The sequence below is a fragment of the Streptomyces lycii genome (assembly GCF_009735685.1).
Classification (GTDB): domain Bacteria; phylum Actinomycetota; class Actinomycetes; order Streptomycetales; family Streptomycetaceae; genus Streptomyces; species Streptomyces lycii.
Window position 1 is genome coordinate 1 of the sequence record NZ_WHPN01000035.1, and the last position, 17144, is coordinate 17144.

16 protein-coding genes are annotated in these 17144 nt (G+C 72.2%); 10 read left to right on the forward strand and 6 right to left on the reverse strand.

Annotated features, from left to right (window positions below):
- Positions 1 to 67: 67 nt before the first annotated feature.
- The 8 genes from GCU69_RS01570 to GCU69_RS01605 all read left to right on the forward strand — a co-directional run bounded on the left by GCU69_RS01570 (position 68) and on the right by GCU69_RS01605 (position 9075).
- Entirely contained in the window at positions 68 to 496 is a 429-nt protein-coding gene (locus GCU69_RS01570) for an organic hydroperoxide resistance protein (protein WP_098751768.1), read from the forward strand.
- Positions 497 to 562: 66 nt separating this feature from the next.
- Positions 563 to 1561: an EI24 domain-containing protein gene (locus GCU69_RS01575; protein WP_156204925.1), complete on the forward strand. Its 999-nt coding sequence runs from the start codon at positions 563 to 565 to the stop codon at positions 1559 to 1561.
- A gap of 282 nt (positions 1562 to 1843) precedes the next feature.
- Positions 1844 to 3178, forward strand: a complete 1335-nt coding sequence (locus GCU69_RS01580) for an extracellular solute-binding protein (RefSeq protein WP_098751766.1) — start codon at positions 1844 to 1846, stop codon at positions 3176 to 3178.
- The gene (locus GCU69_RS01585; protein WP_098751765.1) at positions 3175 to 4149 is read left to right on the forward strand and encodes a carbohydrate ABC transporter permease; all 975 of its coding nucleotides are present in this window, start codon (positions 3175 to 3177) and stop codon (positions 4147 to 4149) included. The genes GCU69_RS01580 and GCU69_RS01585 overlap by 4 nt, the downstream gene beginning before the upstream one ends.
- Positions 4146 to 5054, forward strand: a complete 909-nt coding sequence (locus GCU69_RS01590; RefSeq protein ID WP_408055747.1) for a carbohydrate ABC transporter permease — start codon at positions 4146 to 4148, stop codon at positions 5052 to 5054. Before GCU69_RS01585 ends, GCU69_RS01590 begins: the two co-directional genes overlap by 4 nt.
- Before the next feature lie 46 nt (positions 5055 to 5100).
- Positions 5101 to 6117, forward strand: a complete 1017-nt coding sequence (locus GCU69_RS01595; RefSeq protein ID WP_156204926.1) for an arabinan endo-1,5-alpha-L-arabinosidase — start codon at positions 5101 to 5103, stop codon at positions 6115 to 6117.
- Positions 6118 to 6505: 388 nt separating this feature from the next.
- Positions 6506 to 8011, forward strand: coding sequence for an arabinosylfuranosidase ArfA (gene arfA / locus GCU69_RS01600; protein ID WP_156204927.1), 1506 nt, complete (start codon positions 6506 to 6508; stop codon positions 8009 to 8011).
- 461 nt (positions 8012 to 8472) lie between these two features.
- On the forward strand, positions 8473 to 9075 hold the full coding sequence (locus tag GCU69_RS01605) for a LamG domain-containing protein (RefSeq protein ID WP_235978138.1): 603 nt from the start codon (positions 8473 to 8475) through the stop codon (positions 9073 to 9075).
- Between the two features lie 5 nt (positions 9076 to 9080).
- Here GCU69_RS01605 and GCU69_RS01610 read toward each other — a convergent pair whose 3' ends face one another.
- From GCU69_RS01610 to GCU69_RS01620, 3 genes are read right to left on the reverse strand one after another with little or no spacing between them, the layout of a single operon-like run.
- Positions 9081 to 9464, reverse strand: coding sequence for a nuclear transport factor 2 family protein (locus GCU69_RS01610; protein ID WP_156204928.1), 384 nt, complete (start codon positions 9462 to 9464; stop codon positions 9081 to 9083).
- Positions 9461 to 9667: a DUF397 domain-containing protein gene (locus GCU69_RS01615; RefSeq protein ID WP_156204939.1), complete on the reverse strand. Its 207-nt coding sequence runs from the start codon at positions 9665 to 9667 to the stop codon at positions 9461 to 9463. The genes GCU69_RS01610 and GCU69_RS01615 overlap by 4 nt, the downstream gene beginning before the upstream one ends.
- An 8-nt stretch (positions 9668 to 9675) precedes the next feature.
- On the reverse strand, positions 9676 to 10605 hold the full coding sequence (locus GCU69_RS01620; RefSeq protein ID WP_328629976.1) for a helix-turn-helix domain-containing protein: 930 nt from the start codon (positions 10603 to 10605) through the stop codon (positions 9676 to 9678).
- A 103-nt stretch (positions 10606 to 10708) separates the two neighbouring features.
- Between GCU69_RS01620 and GCU69_RS01625 the strand changes: the two genes are divergently transcribed.
- The gene (locus GCU69_RS01625; protein ID WP_098751749.1) at positions 10709 to 11131 is read left to right on the forward strand and encodes an ATP-binding protein; all 423 of its coding nucleotides are present in this window, start codon (positions 10709 to 10711) and stop codon (positions 11129 to 11131) included.
- Between the two features lie 427 nt (positions 11132 to 11558).
- Here the strand turns inward: GCU69_RS01625 and GCU69_RS01630 are convergent, their stop codons facing one another.
- On the reverse strand, positions 11559 to 12512 hold the full coding sequence (locus tag GCU69_RS01630; RefSeq protein WP_156204941.1) for an acyltransferase domain-containing protein: 954 nt from the start codon (positions 12510 to 12512) through the stop codon (positions 11559 to 11561).
- 324 nt (positions 12513 to 12836) lie between these two features.
- On the opposite strand from GCU69_RS01630, the gene GCU69_RS01635 reads away from it, so the two are divergent.
- Positions 12837 to 14720, forward strand: coding sequence for a phospholipid carrier-dependent glycosyltransferase (locus GCU69_RS01635; protein WP_098751748.1), 1884 nt, complete (start codon positions 12837 to 12839; stop codon positions 14718 to 14720).
- On the opposite strand, the gene GCU69_RS01640 is transcribed toward GCU69_RS01635, so the two are convergent.
- Positions 14666 to 15517 (reverse strand): MerR family transcriptional regulator, encoded by an 852-nt coding sequence (locus GCU69_RS01640; protein WP_098751747.1) that lies wholly within the window; start codon positions 15515 to 15517, stop codon positions 14666 to 14668. The two genes, GCU69_RS01635 and GCU69_RS01640, sit on opposite strands and share 55 nt — an antisense overlap.
- Positions 15518 to 15855: 338 nt before the next feature.
- Complete coding sequence (rfbA, locus tag GCU69_RS01645) at positions 15856 to 16971, reverse strand: glucose-1-phosphate thymidylyltransferase RfbA (protein WP_456243368.1); 1116 nt, start codon at positions 16969 to 16971, stop codon at positions 15856 to 15858.
- Between the last annotated feature and the right edge of the window lie 173 nt (positions 16972 to 17144).

The following is a 17144-nucleotide window of genomic DNA, read 5'->3' on the forward strand; positions in this document are numbered from 1 at the left end:
GCCGGCGGCCTACCGCCCGCCCCCGGTGCCGCGCGACGAACTCCCCCTTTCCGAAAAGGACTTTCTCATGCCGATTCAGCCCATAGACGTCAAGTACACCGCGGTGGCCACCGCCGAGGGCGGCCGGGACGGCCGGGTCGCCACCGACGACGGCCGGCTGGACGTCGTCGTCAACCCGCCGAAGGAGCTGGGCGGCAGCGGCTCCGGGACCAACCCCGAGCAGCTGTTCGCGGCCGGCTTCAGCGCCTGCTTCCAGAGCGCCCTGGGCGTCGTCGCCCGCCGGCAGAAGGTGGACATCACCGGCTCCCGGGTGACCGCCAGGGTCGGCATCGGCGGCAATGGCTCGGGCGGCTTCGGCCTGGAGGTGGAGCTGGCCGTGTCCATACCCGGCACCGACGAGGCGACCGCGAAGCAGCTGGCCGAGGCGGCGCACGAGGTGTGCCCGTATTCCAACGCCACGCGCGGCAACATCAAGGTGGGCCTCTCCGTCGCCTGACCCCGCCGCCTGCCCGCGCGTCCGCCCCGGGCCCGGTGGTCCGGGGCGGGCCGCTAGGGTGAGCGCATGCGTGATCTCGGGACCGGCTTCGGTTATCTGATCAAGGGTCAGCGCTGGGTCGGCCGGCACGGGAAGGGGCTCGGTCTCGGGCTGCTGCCCGCGCTGATCGCCCTCGTGCTGTACGCCGCGGCGCTGGTCGCCCTCGGCTTCTGGGCGGGCGACATCACCGCCTGGGCGACCCCGTTCGCCGACGGCTGGGAGTCGCCCTGGCAGGGCCTCTTCCGGAGCTTCCTCGCCGTCCTGCTGTTCGTCGGCGGCCTGCTCTTCGCCGTGGTCAGCTTCACCGCCGTCACCCTGCTGATCGGCCAGCCGTTCTACGAGTCGCTGGCCGAGAGGGTCGACGAGTCGGAGGGCGGTGCCCCCGCCGCGCCCGATCTTCCGCTGTGGCGGGAGCTGCTCATCTCGGCACGGGACAGCCTGCGGGTGCTGTTCTGGGTCGCCCTGTTCGGCATCGCGCTCTTCGTGCTCGGCTTCATCCCGTTCATCGGCCAGACCCTCGTCCCGGCCGTCGGCTTCTGCGTCTCGGGGTTCTTCCTCGCGGCCGAGCTGACCGCCGTCGCGCTACAGCGCCGCGGCGTGCCGCTCAAGGAGCGGCTGCGGCTGCTGCGCGGCCGGATGTCGCTCAGCCTCGGCTTCGGTGTGCCGTTGGCCCTCGCCTTTCTGGTTCCCTTCGTCGCCGTCTTCCTGATGCCGGGTGCGGTCGCCGGCGCGACCCTGCTGGCCCGCGACGTCCTGCCGCCCGGCCCCGGCCCGGCTTCGTATCCTGGCGCCAACTCGAATCCCGACCCGGCCTCGAATCCCGGCCCGGCGCCGGGCCCCGGGGCGCCGCAGACGGGGCCGCGGCACCCGCAGGCAACGTGGCAGCCGCCGCACGGGGCACCCCGAGGCCCGCATGCGCCTCCGCACGCGCAGTCCCCGCAGCCCCCGCAGCCTCCGTACGCGCAGCCCCCGCAGGGGCAGCCGCCGCGGCCCGGGACTTGGCCTCCGCCGAAGCCCCGCGGCTGACCCCGCACGGTCCTCACCCGCCCGCTTCGGGGCCTCGCCGAACGGCGCGACGACGTGGGCCGCACCCCGTAACTCCGGGGTGCGGCCCACGTCGTCGCGTTCGCTTCGGCGTTTTCTTTCGGCGTTCTTGCTCGAAGCGTGTGCGAAGCGTTGACGCGGCATTCGTTCGAATCTATCTTGCCGTTCGAAGTTACGAGCAGCATTCGAAATGTCGAACGTGGAACCACTCTGATCGAGCACACGCGTCCTGTGAGTCGACAGGACCTGTAGGGATGAGCCGCCATGCAGCAACCTTCTCCGAGCCGCAGAAGCGTGCTCGCCGGACTCGGCGCCCTCGCGGCCGCGGGTACCCTCGGCACCGCCGCCTCCGGCTGTGCCGCCCCTGCCGCAGGCGCCGGGCGCACCCGGCTGCGCTACTGGCACCTCTTCGGAGGCGGTGACGGCGTCAACATGCAGTCGATGCTGGACGCCTACAGCGCCGCCCACCCGGACATCGCGCTGGACGCCGTCACCCTCCAGTGGGGCGCCCCGTACTACACCAAGCTCGGCATGGCGGGCGCCGGCGGCCGGGCCCCCGAGGTCGCGGCCCTGCACCTGGCCCGGCTGCCCGGGTTCGCGCCCGGGCGGCTGCTCGACCCGTTCGACGTCGACCTGCTGGCCGACGCGGGCGTACGGCCGGAGCACTTCCCGGAGGAGATCTGGCGGCGCGGGGCCGTGGACGGCGAGCAGTACGCCGTCCCGCTCGACACCCACCCGATGGTGCTGTACTTCAACACCGAGATCTGCGCGAAGGCAGGGCTCCTGGAGAACGGCAAGAAGCTCAAGCCGGCCGGGTCCGCCCAGGAGTTCACCGACGTGCTGCGGGCGGTGAAGAAGACCACCGGTCAGCCCCCCATCGCCTTCGAGTCCACCGGCGCCGACACGATCGGCCCCTGGCGGCTGTTCTCCACCTTCTACTCGCAGACCGGCGGCACGATCCTCAGCCCCGACGCCACCCGCATCACCATCGACGACACCAAGGCGCTGCGGGTCCTGGACTGGCTGAAATCCCTCATGGACGACGGCCTGGCCGTCCGCAATCTCGACTACAACGGCGGCGTCAGCACCTTCAACCTCGGCAAGACGGCGTTCCTGCTGAACGGCGAGTGGGAGGTCAGCTCCTTCCTCACCACCGAGCTGCCGTTCTCGATGACCCGGATACCGGCCCTGTTCGGCAGCGCGAGCACCCAGGCCGACTGCCACTCCTTCGTCCTGCCGCACCAGGCGGGCCGCGGCGGCGCGTCCAACGAGGCCGCTCACCGTTTCGTCGCCTGGATGCTCCAGCACACCGTCGAGTGGGCGAAGGGCGGCCACGTCCCCGCCTATCTGCCCACCCTGGAGAAGCCCGCGTACCTGGAGCTGAAACCGCAGTCGGAGTACCGCTCCGTCGTCGACGACGTCGCCCTGGACCCGCCCGCCTGGTTCGCCGGCTCCGCCTCCAGCATGTGGCTCGAACTGGGCGCCGTCTTCTCCGGAGTCCTCACCGGCTCCCGCACCCCGCGCGGCGCCCTCGCCGAGGCCAAGGACCGGCTGCAGCGGCTCCTCGACACCCCTGACCCCTTCGGAGGTGTGGCATGACACCCCCTGCGACGACGACAGCCGCCACACCACCCGCCGCCCCGGCCGCCGAGGCGAGGACGCAGTCCGGCGACGGCATCAGGACCGTACGCCACAAGTGGACCGAGCACGGCCTGCTCTTCACCGCGCCCTTCCTGCTGATCTACGCCCTGTTCCTGATCTGGCCGCTGCTCTACGGCGTGAAGCTGAGCCTCGGCGACGACAACATCGCCGGCACCGAGGCGCAGTTCATCGGCCTCGACAACTACGCCGAGGCACTGACCGACCCGAACGTCTGGTCCTCGCTGTGGAACACGGTCTGGTTCACCGTGCTGTCCACCGTCCCGCTCGTCCTCACCGGCCTCGTCATGGCGCTGCTCGCGCACCATCTGCGGGTCGCCGAGTGGCTGTGGCGGCTCTCCTGGTTCGCGCCGTTCCTGCTGCCGTCCGGTGTCGTCGGCATGCTGTGGATGTGGATGATCTACCCGTCGGGCTTCGGTCTCGCCGACCAGATGCTGGCCGCGGTCGGTCTGGAACCGGGCATCGGCTGGCTCACCGACGAGCGCTACGCGATGCTGTCCGTCGTCCTCACCACCGTGTGGTGGACCGTCGGCTTCAACTTCCTGCTCTACCTGGCCGGTCTCCAGGCCATCCCGCAGCACCTCTACGAGGCCGCCGAGATCGACGGCGCCGGGCCCTGGCACCGGCTGTGGCACATCACCCTGCCGATGCTGCGCCGCACCACCGGAGTCGTGGTCGTCCTCCAACTGCTCGCCTCGCTGAAGATCTTCGACCAGATCTACATCATGACCGGCGGCGGCCCCGACGACTCGACCCGTCCGATCCTCCAGTACGTCTACCAGTCGGGCTTCACCGGCTACCGGATCGGCTACGCGTCCGCCGTCTCCTACATCTTCTTCGCCCTGATCGTCGTCGTCTCCCTGGTCCAGCTGCGGCTGTCCCGGCGCGCGAGTGAGGAGAAAGCCCAGTGAGCGCCACCGCTACCGCGCCCCCGGCCGCGACACCGGACGGCGCCGCCGAGGCCGCCGCCAAGCCGGGGAGCGGCCGCAGGCCGCGCTGGACCGGCGGCCGGATCGCGATGCTCGTCGCGGCCCTCGTCCTCGTCGTCGCCTGGCTGCTGCCGCTCGCCTGGGCCGTCGCCACCTCGCTCAAGCCGGAGAGCGAGACGACGAAGACCCCGCTGGAGTGGATCGGCTCCACGATCACCTTCGACGCGTACTCCTCGGTCTGGGAGTCCGGCGACCTCACCCGCTGGATGTTCAACACCTTCTTCGTCGCGGGGATGACGACCCTGCTGACGGTGGCCTTCAGCGCCATGGCGGCGTACGGCTTCGCCCGCACCGAGTTCCGCGGCCGCAAGGTGCTCTACGGGCTCGTGCTCGCCGGGATCATGGTGCCGCCGCAGGTGCTGATCGCCCCGCTGTTCGCCGAGATGGTGCAGCTGCGGCTCGTCGACACCTACTGGGGTGTGATCCTGCCCCAGGTCGCGGTGCCCGCCATGGTGTTCATCCTGGTGAAGTTCTTCGACGGCGTGCCGCGCGAGCTGGAGGAGGCCGCCTTCTGCGACGGCGCGGGGCGCTGGCGGGTGTTCCTGCAGATCGTGCTGCCGCTGTCGCGGCCGGTGCTCGCCGCCGTGGCGATCTTCACGTTCATCTCCACCTGGAACAACTTCCTCTGGCCGTTCCTGGTGACCACGGACCCGGCGAACATGACGCTGCCCGTCGGCCTCGTCAACGTCCAGTCCACCTACGGGGTGCGCTACGCCCAGGTGATGGCCTCCCTCGTCATCGCCGGGCTGCCGCTGCTCGTCGTCTTCGCGCTCTTCCAGCGCCAGATCGTCCGCGGCGTCGCCCACACCGGCCTGGCCGGCCAGTGACCCCGCCCGCCCGGTCCGTGCCCCCGACGAAAGGCGTCCACCCCCGATGAGCCGCTCCACCCGCACCGGGCCCGGCACCGGTCCGCGTCACCGGCTGCGCCGCCGCGCCGCGCTGCCGGCCCTCCCCGCGGCCCTGCTGCTGGCGCTGGCCCCGCCGTCCAGCGCGTCCGCCGCGTATCCGGACCCCGGCCGGGTCACCGGCGACGTGGTCGTGCACGACCCGAGCATGGTCAGGACGGAGGACGGCCGGTACGTCCTCTACTCCACCCACGGCGGTCTGGAGGCCCGCGTCTCCACCGACCGCACCCACTTCACCCGGGCCGGCTCGGCCTTCACCGACCTGCCGGACTGGTGGTCCGACTACTCCGCGGAACGCGATCCCTGGGCGCCGGACATCTCGTACCACAAGGGCGTCTACTGGATGTACTACGCGGTCTCCAGTTTCGGCTCCAACCACTCCGCGATCGGACTGGCCAAGAGCCCCACCGGCCTGCCCGGCAGCTGGAGCGACCGCGGCATCGTCTACCGCACCGGCACCGGCGACGACCACAACGCCATCGACCCCAGTCTCTTCGTCGACAGGGACGGGACGTGGTGGCTGAGCTTCGGCTCGTACTGGACCGGGATCAAGATGGTCCGGCTCGACCCGGCCACCGGCAGCCTGCACCGCGACCGGACCGTGCACAGCCTCGCCACCCGCCCCGACGAGCCGTACGCCGTCGAGGCCCCGCAGATCGTCAAGCGCGGCAACTACTACTACCTGTTCGTCTCGCACGACCGCTGCTGCGCGGGCACCGACAGCACCTACAAGATCAAGGTGGGCCGCTCCACCAGCCCCACCGGCCCGTACACCGACCGCGACGGCGTCCCGATGCCGGACGGCGGCGGCACGACCGTCCTGGCGACCCACGGCCGGTTCATCGGACCCGGCGGCCAGTCCGTCCTGAAGGACAGCGACGGCCACGTGCTCGTCCACCACTACTACGACGGCGCGGACGACGGCACCCCGAAGCTCGGCATCAACCTGCTGAGCTGGGGCGGCGGCTGGCCCACCGCCCGTTGAACCCCCGGAGGCGGTACCGGCGGGCCCCCACGCCCCCGTACCGCCTCCGGGGCTGCCCGGCCCCGGAGCCGGCGGCGTCCCGGCACCCGGCCCGAGCCGTACCCGGCGGCACCGGACCTCCGCACCCGTCGGCACCGGCCCGGCGCCATCTGGCACCGACCCGGTCCGGTCCGCGATCCTCGGGACCGACCCGGCACCGACCCATCCGACCCCGATCACCAGTCCCCGGTCACCAGTCCCCGGTCACCAGTCCCCGGTCACCAGTCCCCGGTCACCAGTCCCCGATCATCAGTCCCCGGCCACCAGTCCCCGATCACCAGTCCCCGGCCACCGGCCCGACACCGACCGACCCGGTCCCGAACCCCGGCACCAGACCCGAAAGGCACCCATGTCCGACCGCACCGCCCGTTTCACGCTCGACCCGGCCTTCGCCGTCGGCGACGTCAACCCGCGTCTCTTCGGCTCCTTCGTCGAACACCTCGGACGCTGCGTCTACACCGGCATCCACGAGCCCGGCCACCCCGCCGCCGACGAGGCGGGCCTGCGCACCGACGTGCTCGACCTGGTCCGCGAACTCGGTGTCACCGCCATCCGCTACCCCGGCGGCAATTTCGTCTCGGGCTACAAGTGGGAGGACGGTACCGGACCCGCCGAGGAGCGCCCGCGCCGTCTCGATCTGGCCTGGCAGTCCATCGAGACCAACCGTTTCGGGCTCGCCGAGTACATCGACTTCGTCGCCAAGATCGGCGGCGAGCCCATGATGGCCGTCAACCTCGGCACCCGCGGCATCGCCGAGGCACTCGAACTCCAGGAGTACGCCAACCACCCCGGCGGGACCGAGCTGTCCGACCGCCGCATCGCGCACGGCGGCAAGGAGCCGTACGGCATCAAGCTGTGGTGCCTGGGCAACGAGATGGACGGTCCCTGGCAGACCGGCCACAAGACCGCCGCCGAGTACGGCCGGCTGGCCGCGGAGACCGCCCGCGCCATGCGTCAGATCGACCCGGAGGCCGAACTCGTCGCCTGCGGCAGCTCCAGCCAGGCCATGCCCACCTTCGCCGAGTGGGAGGCGACGGTCCTCGCCGAGACGTACGACCTGGTCGACCACATCTCGCTGCACGCCTACTACGAGGAGAAGGACGGCGACCGGGACTCCTTCCTCGCCTCGGCCGTCGACATGGAGTCCTTCATCGAGAACGTGGTCGCCACCTGCGACCACATCGGGGCGCGGCTGAAGTCGAAGAAGAAGATCCAGCTGTCGTTCGACGAGTGGAACGTCTGGTACCAGTCGCAGCTCGCGGAGCAGGAGCCCGGCAACTGGCAGGAGGCGCCGCGGCTGCTCGAGGACAACTACACCGTCACCGACGCCGTCGTGTTCGGCTCGCTGCTGATCGCCCTGCTGCGGCACGCCGACCGCGTCACCGTGGCCTGCCTCGCCCAGCTCGTCAACGTCATCGCCCCGATCATGACGGAGCCCGGCGGCCCGGCGTGGAAGCAGACCACCTTCTTCCCGTTCGCGCAGGCCTCGAAGTACGGCCGCGGCAAGGTCCTCCAGCTCAACGTCGGCGGCCCGACCCACGAGACCGAGCGGTACGGCGAGGTGCCGCTGCTGCACGCCACCGCGGTCGCCGACGAGTCGACGGGCGCGATCACCGTCTTCGCCGTCAACCGCAGCCAGACCGAGCCGCTGCCGCTGGAGGCCGACCTGCGCGGCCTGGCCGTCACCCGGATCGCCGAGCACAGCGTCCTCGCCGACTCCGACCCGGAGGCCCGCAACACCCTCGCCGACCCGGAGCGGGTCACCCCGCACGCGGGCGAGGGCACCACGCTGGACGGCGGTGCCCTGCGCGCCACCCTGGAACCCATGTCCTGGAACGTCATCCGGCTCGCCTGAGCGGGACCACCGACCGGCGCCGTCCGTGCAATGCCCCGCCCGGGCGGCGCCGCCCGGCCCGGGCGCGGGCCCCGGCCACGGTCCGCGCCCGGGTGGCGGGACGGCCCCGGTGCGGTGTTGACATGTTCTGGACGGCGCTCCAGCCCGGCGGTCCGCGCGGATCGTGGCCCCACCGCCCCACGGCCGCCCACCCCCCGCCTGGAGACCACCGTGACCAGCGACAACAACCGCCCCCACGCGGCGTACGGCCGCCGTTCCCTACTCGCCGGCGCCGCCGCACCGGCCGCCTCCGCCACCGTCCTCGCAGCCACGCCCCGGGCCCGGGCTGCCTCCGGGGGAACCGCCCGGACCGCGGCCTGGGAGGACGTGCTCGGCCCGGGCTCCTTCGCCGGCTACGGCGCCCTGGAGGCCGACTGGAACACCTCTACCCCTGGGGTTCCGACCACAACGGCACCGCCCGGATGTACGGCAGCGCCACCGACCACAACCACATCCATCTCTCCGGCAACGTGCTCACCCCCCAGGCGACCCGTAGCAACTGGGACGAGGGCACCAGCACCGCCGACCCGCACCTGCCGATCCGGTACCACTCGGGCGCCGTGCACGCCAAGCACCAGGTCCGGGTGACCGACGAGTTCCCCAACTACGAGGTGAAGGGCGAATTCCAGGCCCCCGGCTCGCCCGGGACCTGGCCGGCCTTCTGGCTGACCGGGGCCAACAGCCGGCCCCCGGAGAGCGACATCCTCGAATACAAGGGCGACAACCGGAACTGGTTCAACACCTTCCGCACCAGCTCCGACGTCTCCAGCACCATCGTGAGCGTCTCCTCACCCGGCAGCTGGCACGAGTACCGCACCCGGATCACCAAGGTCAGCGACACGGACGTGGAGATCCACTACTACCTGGACGGCACCTGGAAGGCCGCCCACCGGGCGAACTTCGTCGGCAAGCCGCTCCGGGTCGTCTGCGACCTCCAGATGGAGGGCTCGTCGGACAGCTCCGGACCGGGCGGCGGCACGTACTACCGGGCCCGGAACATCTACATCGGCCGCAGCCGGGCGTAACCGCCTCAAAGCTCGCCCGGGCTCCCGGTGGTGGGCGTCGCCTGGTGGAAACGGATCAGCCAGCGGCCGTCCTCCGCCCGGCACCACAGGGAGCTGCGGAAGGCCCGGACGCCGTCGCTCTCCGAGACGTACGTCAGATGCACCAGTCCGGGCGCGAGGAGCGTACCGGCGAAGTCCGTGGCCGTGACCGGCGCCCGCGGCGGGGCGCCGGGCGCCGGAGGCCCCATCAGGCTCAGCACCGAATCCCGGTCCCACCGGCGGCCGGACGCGCCGAACTCCGTGAACTCCGGGTGCAGCGCCTCGGCGACACGCGCCACCGACGCCCGCACCCCGGGATCGAGAAGCCGCCGCTCGGCGTCGACGGCCTGCTGTACCTCGGCCCCGCTCATCGCCCCGCCTCCGGCCGTCCGGTGAACACGTCCGCCTTGACGGCGCGTATGAGTCCGTCGAGCGCGGCGGGCGTGGTGGTCAGGACGGTGCCGGGGTCGTCGCTCTCGCGCAGGGCCACGGCCGGTCCGAGCGTGGCGATTTCCATACACTCGCCCTCCTCCTGGGAAAAGGACGACTTCTGCCAGACGGTCTGCTCTCTCATGGTGTCCTTCACATCTCTCGGACGATGGTCTGGATGAAGGCTCGCGACCGGCTCTCGCTCAGCGCCGACGCCCGCATGGTGTCGTAGAGGCTCCGGTACTTCCGCAGGTGCGGTTCGGTGTCCAGGAACCCGATCCCGTGCGCGGCGTCGACCTGCACCGTGTCGAGCTGGGGTACGGGTCCGTGCGCGTAGAGCATGGCGTGGCCGGAGCCGATGTGTGCTTCGGACTCGAAGGGGATGACGCGGAGCCCGATGTGGGGCTCCTCGCTCAGCCCCAGCAAGGTTTCCAGTTGCTCCCGAGCCACTTTCCGGCCCCCGAAACGCATGCGCAGCGCGGCTTCGTGAACGACCGCCTCGTACGGCGGGACTTCGTCTCGCGCAAAGATTTTCTGCCGCTCCATGCGGTGTGACACCCGGGCCTCCAATTCGGTTTCCGGAAGCGGAGGCATGGTCGAGCCGAAGATGGTGCGTGCGTACGCGTCGGTCTGCAAGAGGCCGGGGATGTGAGTGATCTGGATTGTCCGGAGCCGTGTCGCGTGGTGCTCCAGCTCGGACAGGTCCAGGAGTGGCGCCGGAAGAATGCCGCGGTACGACTCCCACCAGCCCTGGCCGCGTTGTTCGTGGGTGATGGCGGCCAAGGCGTCGATCAACGCGGTGTCGTCGGCCGAGTAGAAGGCGGCCAGTCGGCGCAGACGCTCCTCGCTGATGCCGAACCGGCCCGCCTCGATGTGACTGATCTGAGGCTGCCCGCCGCCGAGTAGCGCCCCGGCTTCTCGCGAGGAGACCCCGGCCGCTTCCCGCATCTTGCGCAGTTGCGTGCCCAACCGGATCTGGCGTGCCGTGGGGCTGCTTCTCGGTGGCATGGCTTCCTTCTCCTGTGGCTGCTGTCCGGTGTCACTTTCCCACGATCTGTGACGGCGGTACGGGTCGTGGTCCATAGGTGCGCCGGATCATGTATGTCCTCTACTGTCTGTGACCCTGCCAGTGCACGGGGTAGCAGTAGCGAGCCGTGTGCCCCGAATCCCATGGGAGAAGCGCGACATGGAGCCCCACGCCTACACCCTCTGCTGCCCGCCGCAGGCCACCGTGCCGAAGGTCGCCCGTGACTTCGTCGTGAGCGTGCTGCGGTCGCTGGACCTCCCGCACCTCACCGACAGCGCGGCCCTGTGCACCTCGGAACTGGTCACCAACTCCTACGTGCACGCGCGGAGCCACGGGGCCGCGGCACTCGGCTCGCTGCTCCGGCTCGCCGTCGAACCCGCCCTCGTGAGGATCAGCGTCTACGACGGCAACCCCGTACCGCCCCGCCCGCGCGGCGCCCGCGACGAGGACGAGGGCGGGCGCGGCCTGGCCCTGGTCGACGCGCTCGCCGATGCCTGGGGGCACGTGCGCGGAGCGCCGCTCGGGTTCACCGGCCGGGAGGGCAAGGGCGTGTGGTGCGAGCTGGGCACCGGCCGGGTGTGAGGGGACGGCGCCACCCACGCCGTGGCGCCGGAGGTGGTGCCGCCACCGCATGCGGCCATGCCTTCGGGCAAACGGCGGCGCCCGGGACGCAACCGGCGATCCCGGCCGACGGTGACGACCTCGGCACCCGGCCGTCAGGAGGGTTGCGATGTCCGCAGCAGCTCCGGAGCACCCCTGTGACGAGCCGACGCTCATGGAGGTCGCCGACCGGCTCGCCGATGAGCTGACCGCTACCGCGTCGAGATCATCGGGGGAGAAATCACCGCGTGCGAGCCGTACACCGGCCCGGGGAGTCCTTCGTGCTGCCGGAGTCGGTCGGGGAGCCCGTGAAGCTGGACGTCGACACCGTGCTCGGGCACTGAGCACGAGCCGGTTTCCTTCCGCCGCGCCGGACCCCGCGCCGCGCCGGACCCCCAGCCGCGCGGTGCTACAGCGTGAACCAGCCGTAGCCGCCGTACCAGTGCCCGCCGGCGCGGAGGTGGTCGGTCACCGCGCGCTCCACGGCCGTGCGCCGGGGGAGTCCGGCGATGTCCAGGGCCGGGTCGCCGAAGACGAAGGCCACCGGCTCGGTGTCGTCCGGCTCCACCGGCGCGTCCGGCAGCGGCGGGGCGTCGTGGAACCGGTCCTGGAAGCGCACGATGTTCGACGACTCCGGCAGGTACTCCCGCAACTGCCGGTCCAGCAGCCACGAGTTGCACATCGCGACGGTGTACGGCTCCTCCGGGAAGTGGCGCGGGAAGAACACCCGGGCCCGGTCGACCGACGCGTCGCAGGCGCCGGGCGTCATCGGCCCGGAGAAGTCGGGGATGTGCACGTTCAGCGCGGGCCCGCCGGGGCCGAGCGGCCGGCCGCCGGATCCGAGCGGCAGCCCGGCCGCCGCGACCGCCGCGCCGGTCCGCTCGTCCAGCCGCGCCCGCTGGAACTGGAGCCGCCCGAGCTGGTACAGCTCGCCCCGGAAGTGCAGCGTCGGCCACCACGGGTGCAGCAGCCCGGTGCGGCCGGTGCGACGCCGGTGCACGGCCAGGTGCCGCCCCAGGTCGGCGAGGGTGCGCCGGGAGACGGTCTCCGGGATGCCGCGCTCCCGGTGGTGGGCCCGTACGTACGGCAGCGCCGCGAGGAACACGTACACCGGAAGGCAGCGCCCGGCCGCCGCGAGCCGCCCCTCCTCGGGCAGCAGCCCGTCGGCCACGGGCGGCATGTCCGAGCCCTTGCGCACGACCCCCATGTCCCGCACGAGGTTCGCCACGGACCGCTCCACCAGCCAACGGAAGCCGGGCTCCTCGGTCACGACGGGCCGCACGGCGACCAGCGTGTTGATGTCCTCGTGCGGCACGGCCAGGTCGAGCAGCACTTCCGGAAGCTCGTCGTCCGGCGGCAGCACCACCGCGGCCTGTGGCCCGCCCCGCTCCTGTGCCGCCTTCTCCCACCGCACGAAGCGCTCGTCGGCCCGCAGCAGTTCCCGTACGTCTCCCATCAGGCAGAGCCTACGGCGGACACGCCGCGAAAGGCACCGGTGGCCAGGGGGTTTTCAGCTTCACGCCGGGCGGCGTCCGCGGCTGCGGGGCAGGGCGCCCCGGCCACCGCGCCGCCCGTGGGCCGCCCCTGGGCCGCCCGGCCCACGGAAATTCCGGCCCGCGTGGGGTGAACGCGTGTCGCGGAGCGGTCCGTACTTCCCGGCGGGCTGTTCGCTGGGAGGGTGGGCGCGATGACGCACGGACAGCAGCCGCTCCTCGAACGCGCCGGTGACGGCGAGCGGCGGGGCGCGCCCGTCCCGCGCCCGGAGGCGGCGGGCGCCACACCGCCTCCGGGTGCGGACGGCCGGTGGCGGCGGCACCGGCGGTGGCTGTACGGGCTCGCTGTCGTCGTACTCCTCGGGCAGATGGCGGTCGCCATGGTCACGGCGGCCGTGCGGCAGACGCCGACCATCGACGAGCCCGTGTACGTGGCCACGGCCGTCGTCCAGACGCAGCAGCACAGCCTGCGGTACAACCCGGAACACCCGCCGCTCGGCAAGCTGCTCATCGCGGCCGGGACCGTCTTCGCCGAGCCCCGGCTCGACCCCGGCTTCGACGGCGACCAGACCGAGCTGGGCCGGGAACTGCTGTACGGGTCCGGGAACGACCCGGAGCGGCTGATGCGGGCGGCACGGCTGCCGGTGATCGTGTCGACACTGCTGTTCGGGCTGGTCGTGCTCGCCTTCGCCCGGGAGCTGGCCGGTCCGGCGGGCGGGCTGGTGGCGCTCGCCCTGTACGCGTTCTCGCCCGACGTCATCGCGCACGGGTCGCTCGCCACGCTCGACGTACCGGCGGCCGGGTTCCTGCTGACCTCGGCCTGGCTGCTGTGGCGGTCCCGCCTCCGGCCACGGCTCTTCCTGCCGCTCGCCGGTGCGGCGCTCGGCGCGGCGCTGGCCACCAAGATGAGCACCCTGGCCGCGGTCCCGGTGCTGCTGGTGGCGGCGGTGCTCTCGGTGTGGCGGGCGGCAGGGCACCCGTCCCGCGCCGGGGCGGGCACCGGGCCCCGGCCCGCTGCCGGAGTCCGCGCCGGGACGCGCCGCGGCCTGGTGGCGGTCGCCGTCGTGGGCCTCGCCGCCGTCGCCGTGGTGTGGCTCTGCTACCTCGCCGTCGATCCCCGGTTGCGCTGGGCGCCGCCGCCCGGTGTTCCGCCGGTGCGCGGGCTGCGCGGTCTCGCCGTCGGTCTCCTGCCGTTCCCGGCGCCCTACCGGGACGGCATGCTCATCCAGTTCGGCTTCGAGGAGAGGCCGTGGCGCGGCTTCCTGTTCGGCCGGCTCTACCAGGGATCGCTCTGGTACTACCTCCCGGCCGCGCTGCTGGTGAAGACGCCGCTCGGGACGCTCGCCCTGTGGGCGGCGGGTGCGGTGGCGACGCTGCGCCACGGCCGGCTGCGGCGCGCGGCGCCGTACGTCCTCGTCCCCGCCGTCGTGCTGCTGGCCGCCGCCATGACCGGCGACCGCGACCTCGGCGTGCGGTACGCCGTCTTCCTGCCGATGTTCCTCGCGGTCGCCGCCGGGGGCGTGGTCACCGTCCGGCGCGGGGGGCGCCGGGCGGCACGCGCCGTGACGGCGGCGCTGCTGCTGTGCGTCGCCGTCAGCTCGCTGCGCGCGTACCCGTACTACCTGCCGTACTCCAACGAGGCGTTCGGCGGTCCCGCGAAGACCCATCACCATCTGCACGACTCGAACGTCGACTGGGGGCAGGACCTCGGACGGCTCGCCGACCGGCTCCGGGAGCGGCACGCGCACGAGCGGCGGATCTGGCTCGTCTACAAGGGCAGCGGCGTACCGCGGCACTACGGCATCCGGGCCTCCGATCCGCGCGAGGTGCCCCTGAGCGAGGTGCGCGGACTGATCGCCGTCTCGAACTCCGCGGCCGCGAAGGCCCGGGGGCGGCTGGCCGCACTCCTCGCCGACAGCAGGCCGGTCGGGGAGGTCGGCCACTCGATCACCCTCTACCGCCGGGCGGAACCGTCCCCGCCATCCGTACCGTCTGCCCCGTCCCCGTCCCCGTCCCCGTTCCCTTACGCGTTCCCGTCCGCCGCGTCCTCGGCCGAGGGCGCTCGCAGTGGCTCCTGAAGCTCCGTCACCCACAGCTCGCGGTTCTCCGGGCACTCCAGATACAGCTCGCGGGCATAGCCGGCGGAGCGGTGTCCGTGGTCCTCGATCCAGCGGGCCAGGGCCTGGGCGGTGGACAGGACGTGGTCCATCGGCCCGTGGTGCACGACCGTCGCGGCCCGGCGGACGGCGGGCAGGTCCACGATCTCGGTGCCGGGGACCCCGTCCGGTTCCGCCCGTACCGGCATGGCGGCGTGGACGCGGATCCTCTCACCGTCCGGGTGGTCGTCGTAGTACGCGATGCCGGGACCCGCGGGAGCCACACCCGCCGCGCTCAACCTGCGGCACAGTTCCTCGAACAGCGGGCCGACGACCGGGCCGATGGCTTCCGGGCCGAAGTTCGCGGCGGTGCCGGACAGCTCCGCGACGCGGACGGCCGGGATGCTCTTCACGACGATGTCGTCGGTGCTCATGTGTCCCTCACTCTCGATCGTCCGGAGCCTCGCCTCGACCTGCGTCAGCCGGGCGGCCGTCGCGGCCATCGCCGCCTCCAGCTCCGCCCGGCGCAGGCGCAGCATGCCGCGCAGTTCCCCGGCGCCGATCTCCTCGTCGAGGATCGACCGCACCTGCTGGAGCGTGAACCCCAGATCCTTGAGCGCGATGACGCGGTTGAGCCGGCTGAGCTGGCCCGCCGTGTAGAGGCGGTAGCCGCTGACCGGGTCGACACGGGCCGGGCGCAGCAGCCCCACGGCGTCGTAGTGGCGCAGCATGCGGACGGATACGTGACCGTGCCGGGCGAAGTCTCCGATGGTGAACATGGTGCTTCCGACTCCACTGCCTCACACGGTGTCATGGTCAAGGGCGGCGGGCGCGCGGCCGGACGCGGGGCCGGGACACCGGGTTCGAGTGCCGGGACACCGGGTCCGGCGCTCGCGCCCATCCTGCGTTCCGGGACGGAACCGGTCCGGACCGTTCCGACCGGCCCGGACCGGGCTGCCCCGGGAGACCCCGCGCCCCGGGAGACCCTGCGCCCCGGGAGACCCTGCGCCCCGGGAGACCCCGCGCCCCGGGAGACCCCGCGTCCCCGGAGATTACGCGTCCCCGGAGACCCCGCGCCCCGGGGCCCGCCGCTCGCACGGTGACACCGAGCCGCGCCCTACGATCGCACCGCCACCTGCGGGCTCCGACCCGGCGGGGGCGGGGCGCCCGCGCCGTCCGCGGTCCGGGCCGCCGCCGTTCCCGGCTCCGTCCCTGCCTCTGTCGCCGCGGTTCCCGGCTCCGTCCCCGGGGCGGATTCCGGCTCCGGCTCCGTCTCCGTCGCGGGGGGCCCCGTGCCCGTACCCGTCCCCGGCCCCGTACCCGTTTCCGCCGCCGGTGGCCCGAGTTCGAGCGGTTCGCCGTGCGCGGTGCCGTCGTCCAGCAGGTCGAGCAGATAGCGGCCGTAGCCGCTGCTGAGCAGGGGACGGCCCAGTTGCCGCAATTGGCCGTCGTCGATGTAACCGCAGCGCCAGGCGATTTCCTCGACACAGCCGACCTTGAAGCCCTGCCGCTCCTCTATCACCCGTACGTATTCCGAGGCCTGCACCATGGCGGTGAAGGTGCCGGTGTCGAGCCACGCGGTGCCGCGGTTGAGCACGGTCACCGCCAGCTCACCGCGGCGCAGGTATTCCTGGTTGACCGCCGTGATCTCCAATTCGCCGCGCTCGCTGGGGGCGAGACGGGCTGCGATGTCCACCACGCGGTTGTCGTAGAAATAGAGGCCCGCGACGGCGTACCGGGACTTCGGCCGGGCCGGTTTCTCCTCGATGGAGACGGCCGAGCCGTCGGCGTCGAGTTCCACAACTCCGTACGCGGTCGGATCGGCCACCGGATAGGCGAAGATGCGGCCCCCCGCCGGGGCGGTGTGCTCGCGCAGCCGGATGCCGAGGCCCCCGCCGTGGAAGATGTTGTCCCCCAGGACCAGGGCGACCGGTCCGTCGCCGATGAAGTCGGCGCCGAGGACGAAGGCATGGGCGATTCCCTCGGGCCGGCCCTGCGCCCGGTAGGTCAGCCGGATCCCGAGATGTGAACCGTCACCGAGCAGCCTTTCGAACTGCGGTTGGTCCTCCTGCGTGGTGATGAGCAGGATGTCCCGGATACCGGCCATCATCAGGGTCGACAGCGGATAGTAGACCATCGGCTTGTCGAAGACCGGCATGAGCTGTTTGGAAACGGCTCGGGTGACCGGCCATAATCGCGAACCGGTGCCACCGGCCAGAATGATTCCGCGCATGGCTGTCCGCCTTCTCCTTTCCGGAATTCGGTGCCCCGGGCGCGTCCGCCGTCGCGGAAGCGGGAAATCGGGCGGTCTCCTCCGCGAATCGGGCGGTCTCCTCCGCGAACCGGGCGGTCTGCTCCGCGAATCGGGTGGTCTCTTCCGTGAATCGGGTGGTCTCTTCCGCGGGC

Coding starts and splice junctions, on each gene's coding strand:
- GCU69_RS01570 (WP_098751768.1), top strand. CDS start 68: ATGCCGATTCAGCCCATAGACGTCAAGTACACCGCGGTGGCCACCGCC.
- GCU69_RS01575 (WP_156204925.1), top strand. CDS start 563: ATGCGTGATCTCGGGACCGGCTTCGGTTATCTGATCAAGGGTCAGCGC.
- GCU69_RS01580 (WP_098751766.1), top strand. CDS start 1,844: ATGCAGCAACCTTCTCCGAGCCGCAGAAGCGTGCTCGCCGGACTCGGC.
- GCU69_RS01585 (WP_098751765.1), top strand. CDS start 3,175: ATGACACCCCCTGCGACGACGACAGCCGCCACACCACCCGCCGCCCCG.
- GCU69_RS01595 (WP_156204926.1), top strand. CDS start 5,101: ATGAGCCGCTCCACCCGCACCGGGCCCGGCACCGGTCCGCGTCACCGG.
- arfA (WP_156204927.1), top strand. CDS start 6,506: ATGTCCGACCGCACCGCCCGTTTCACGCTCGACCCGGCCTTCGCCGTC.
- GCU69_RS01605 (WP_235978138.1), top strand. CDS start 8,473: ATGTACGGCAGCGCCACCGACCACAACCACATCCATCTCTCCGGCAAC.
- GCU69_RS01610 (WP_156204928.1), bottom strand. CDS start 9,464: ATGAGCGGGGCCGAGGTACAGCAGGCCGTCGACGCCGAGCGGCGGCTT.
- GCU69_RS01615 (WP_156204939.1), bottom strand. CDS start 9,667: ATGAGAGAGCAGACCGTCTGGCAGAAGTCGTCCTTTTCCCAGGAGGAG.
- GCU69_RS01620 (WP_328629976.1), bottom strand. CDS start 10,605: ATGGACCACGACCCGTACCGCCGTCACAGATCGTGGGAAAGTGACACC.
- GCU69_RS01625 (WP_098751749.1), top strand. CDS start 10,709: ATGGAGCCCCACGCCTACACCCTCTGCTGCCCGCCGCAGGCCACCGTG.
- GCU69_RS01635 (WP_098751748.1), top strand. CDS start 12,837: ATGACGCACGGACAGCAGCCGCTCCTCGAACGCGCCGGTGACGGCGAG.
- GCU69_RS01640 (WP_098751747.1), bottom strand. CDS start 15,517: ATGTTCACCATCGGAGACTTCGCCCGGCACGGTCACGTATCCGTCCGC.
- rfbA (WP_456243368.1), bottom strand. CDS start 16,971: ATGCGCGGAATCATTCTGGCCGGTGGCACCGGTTCGCGATTATGGCCG.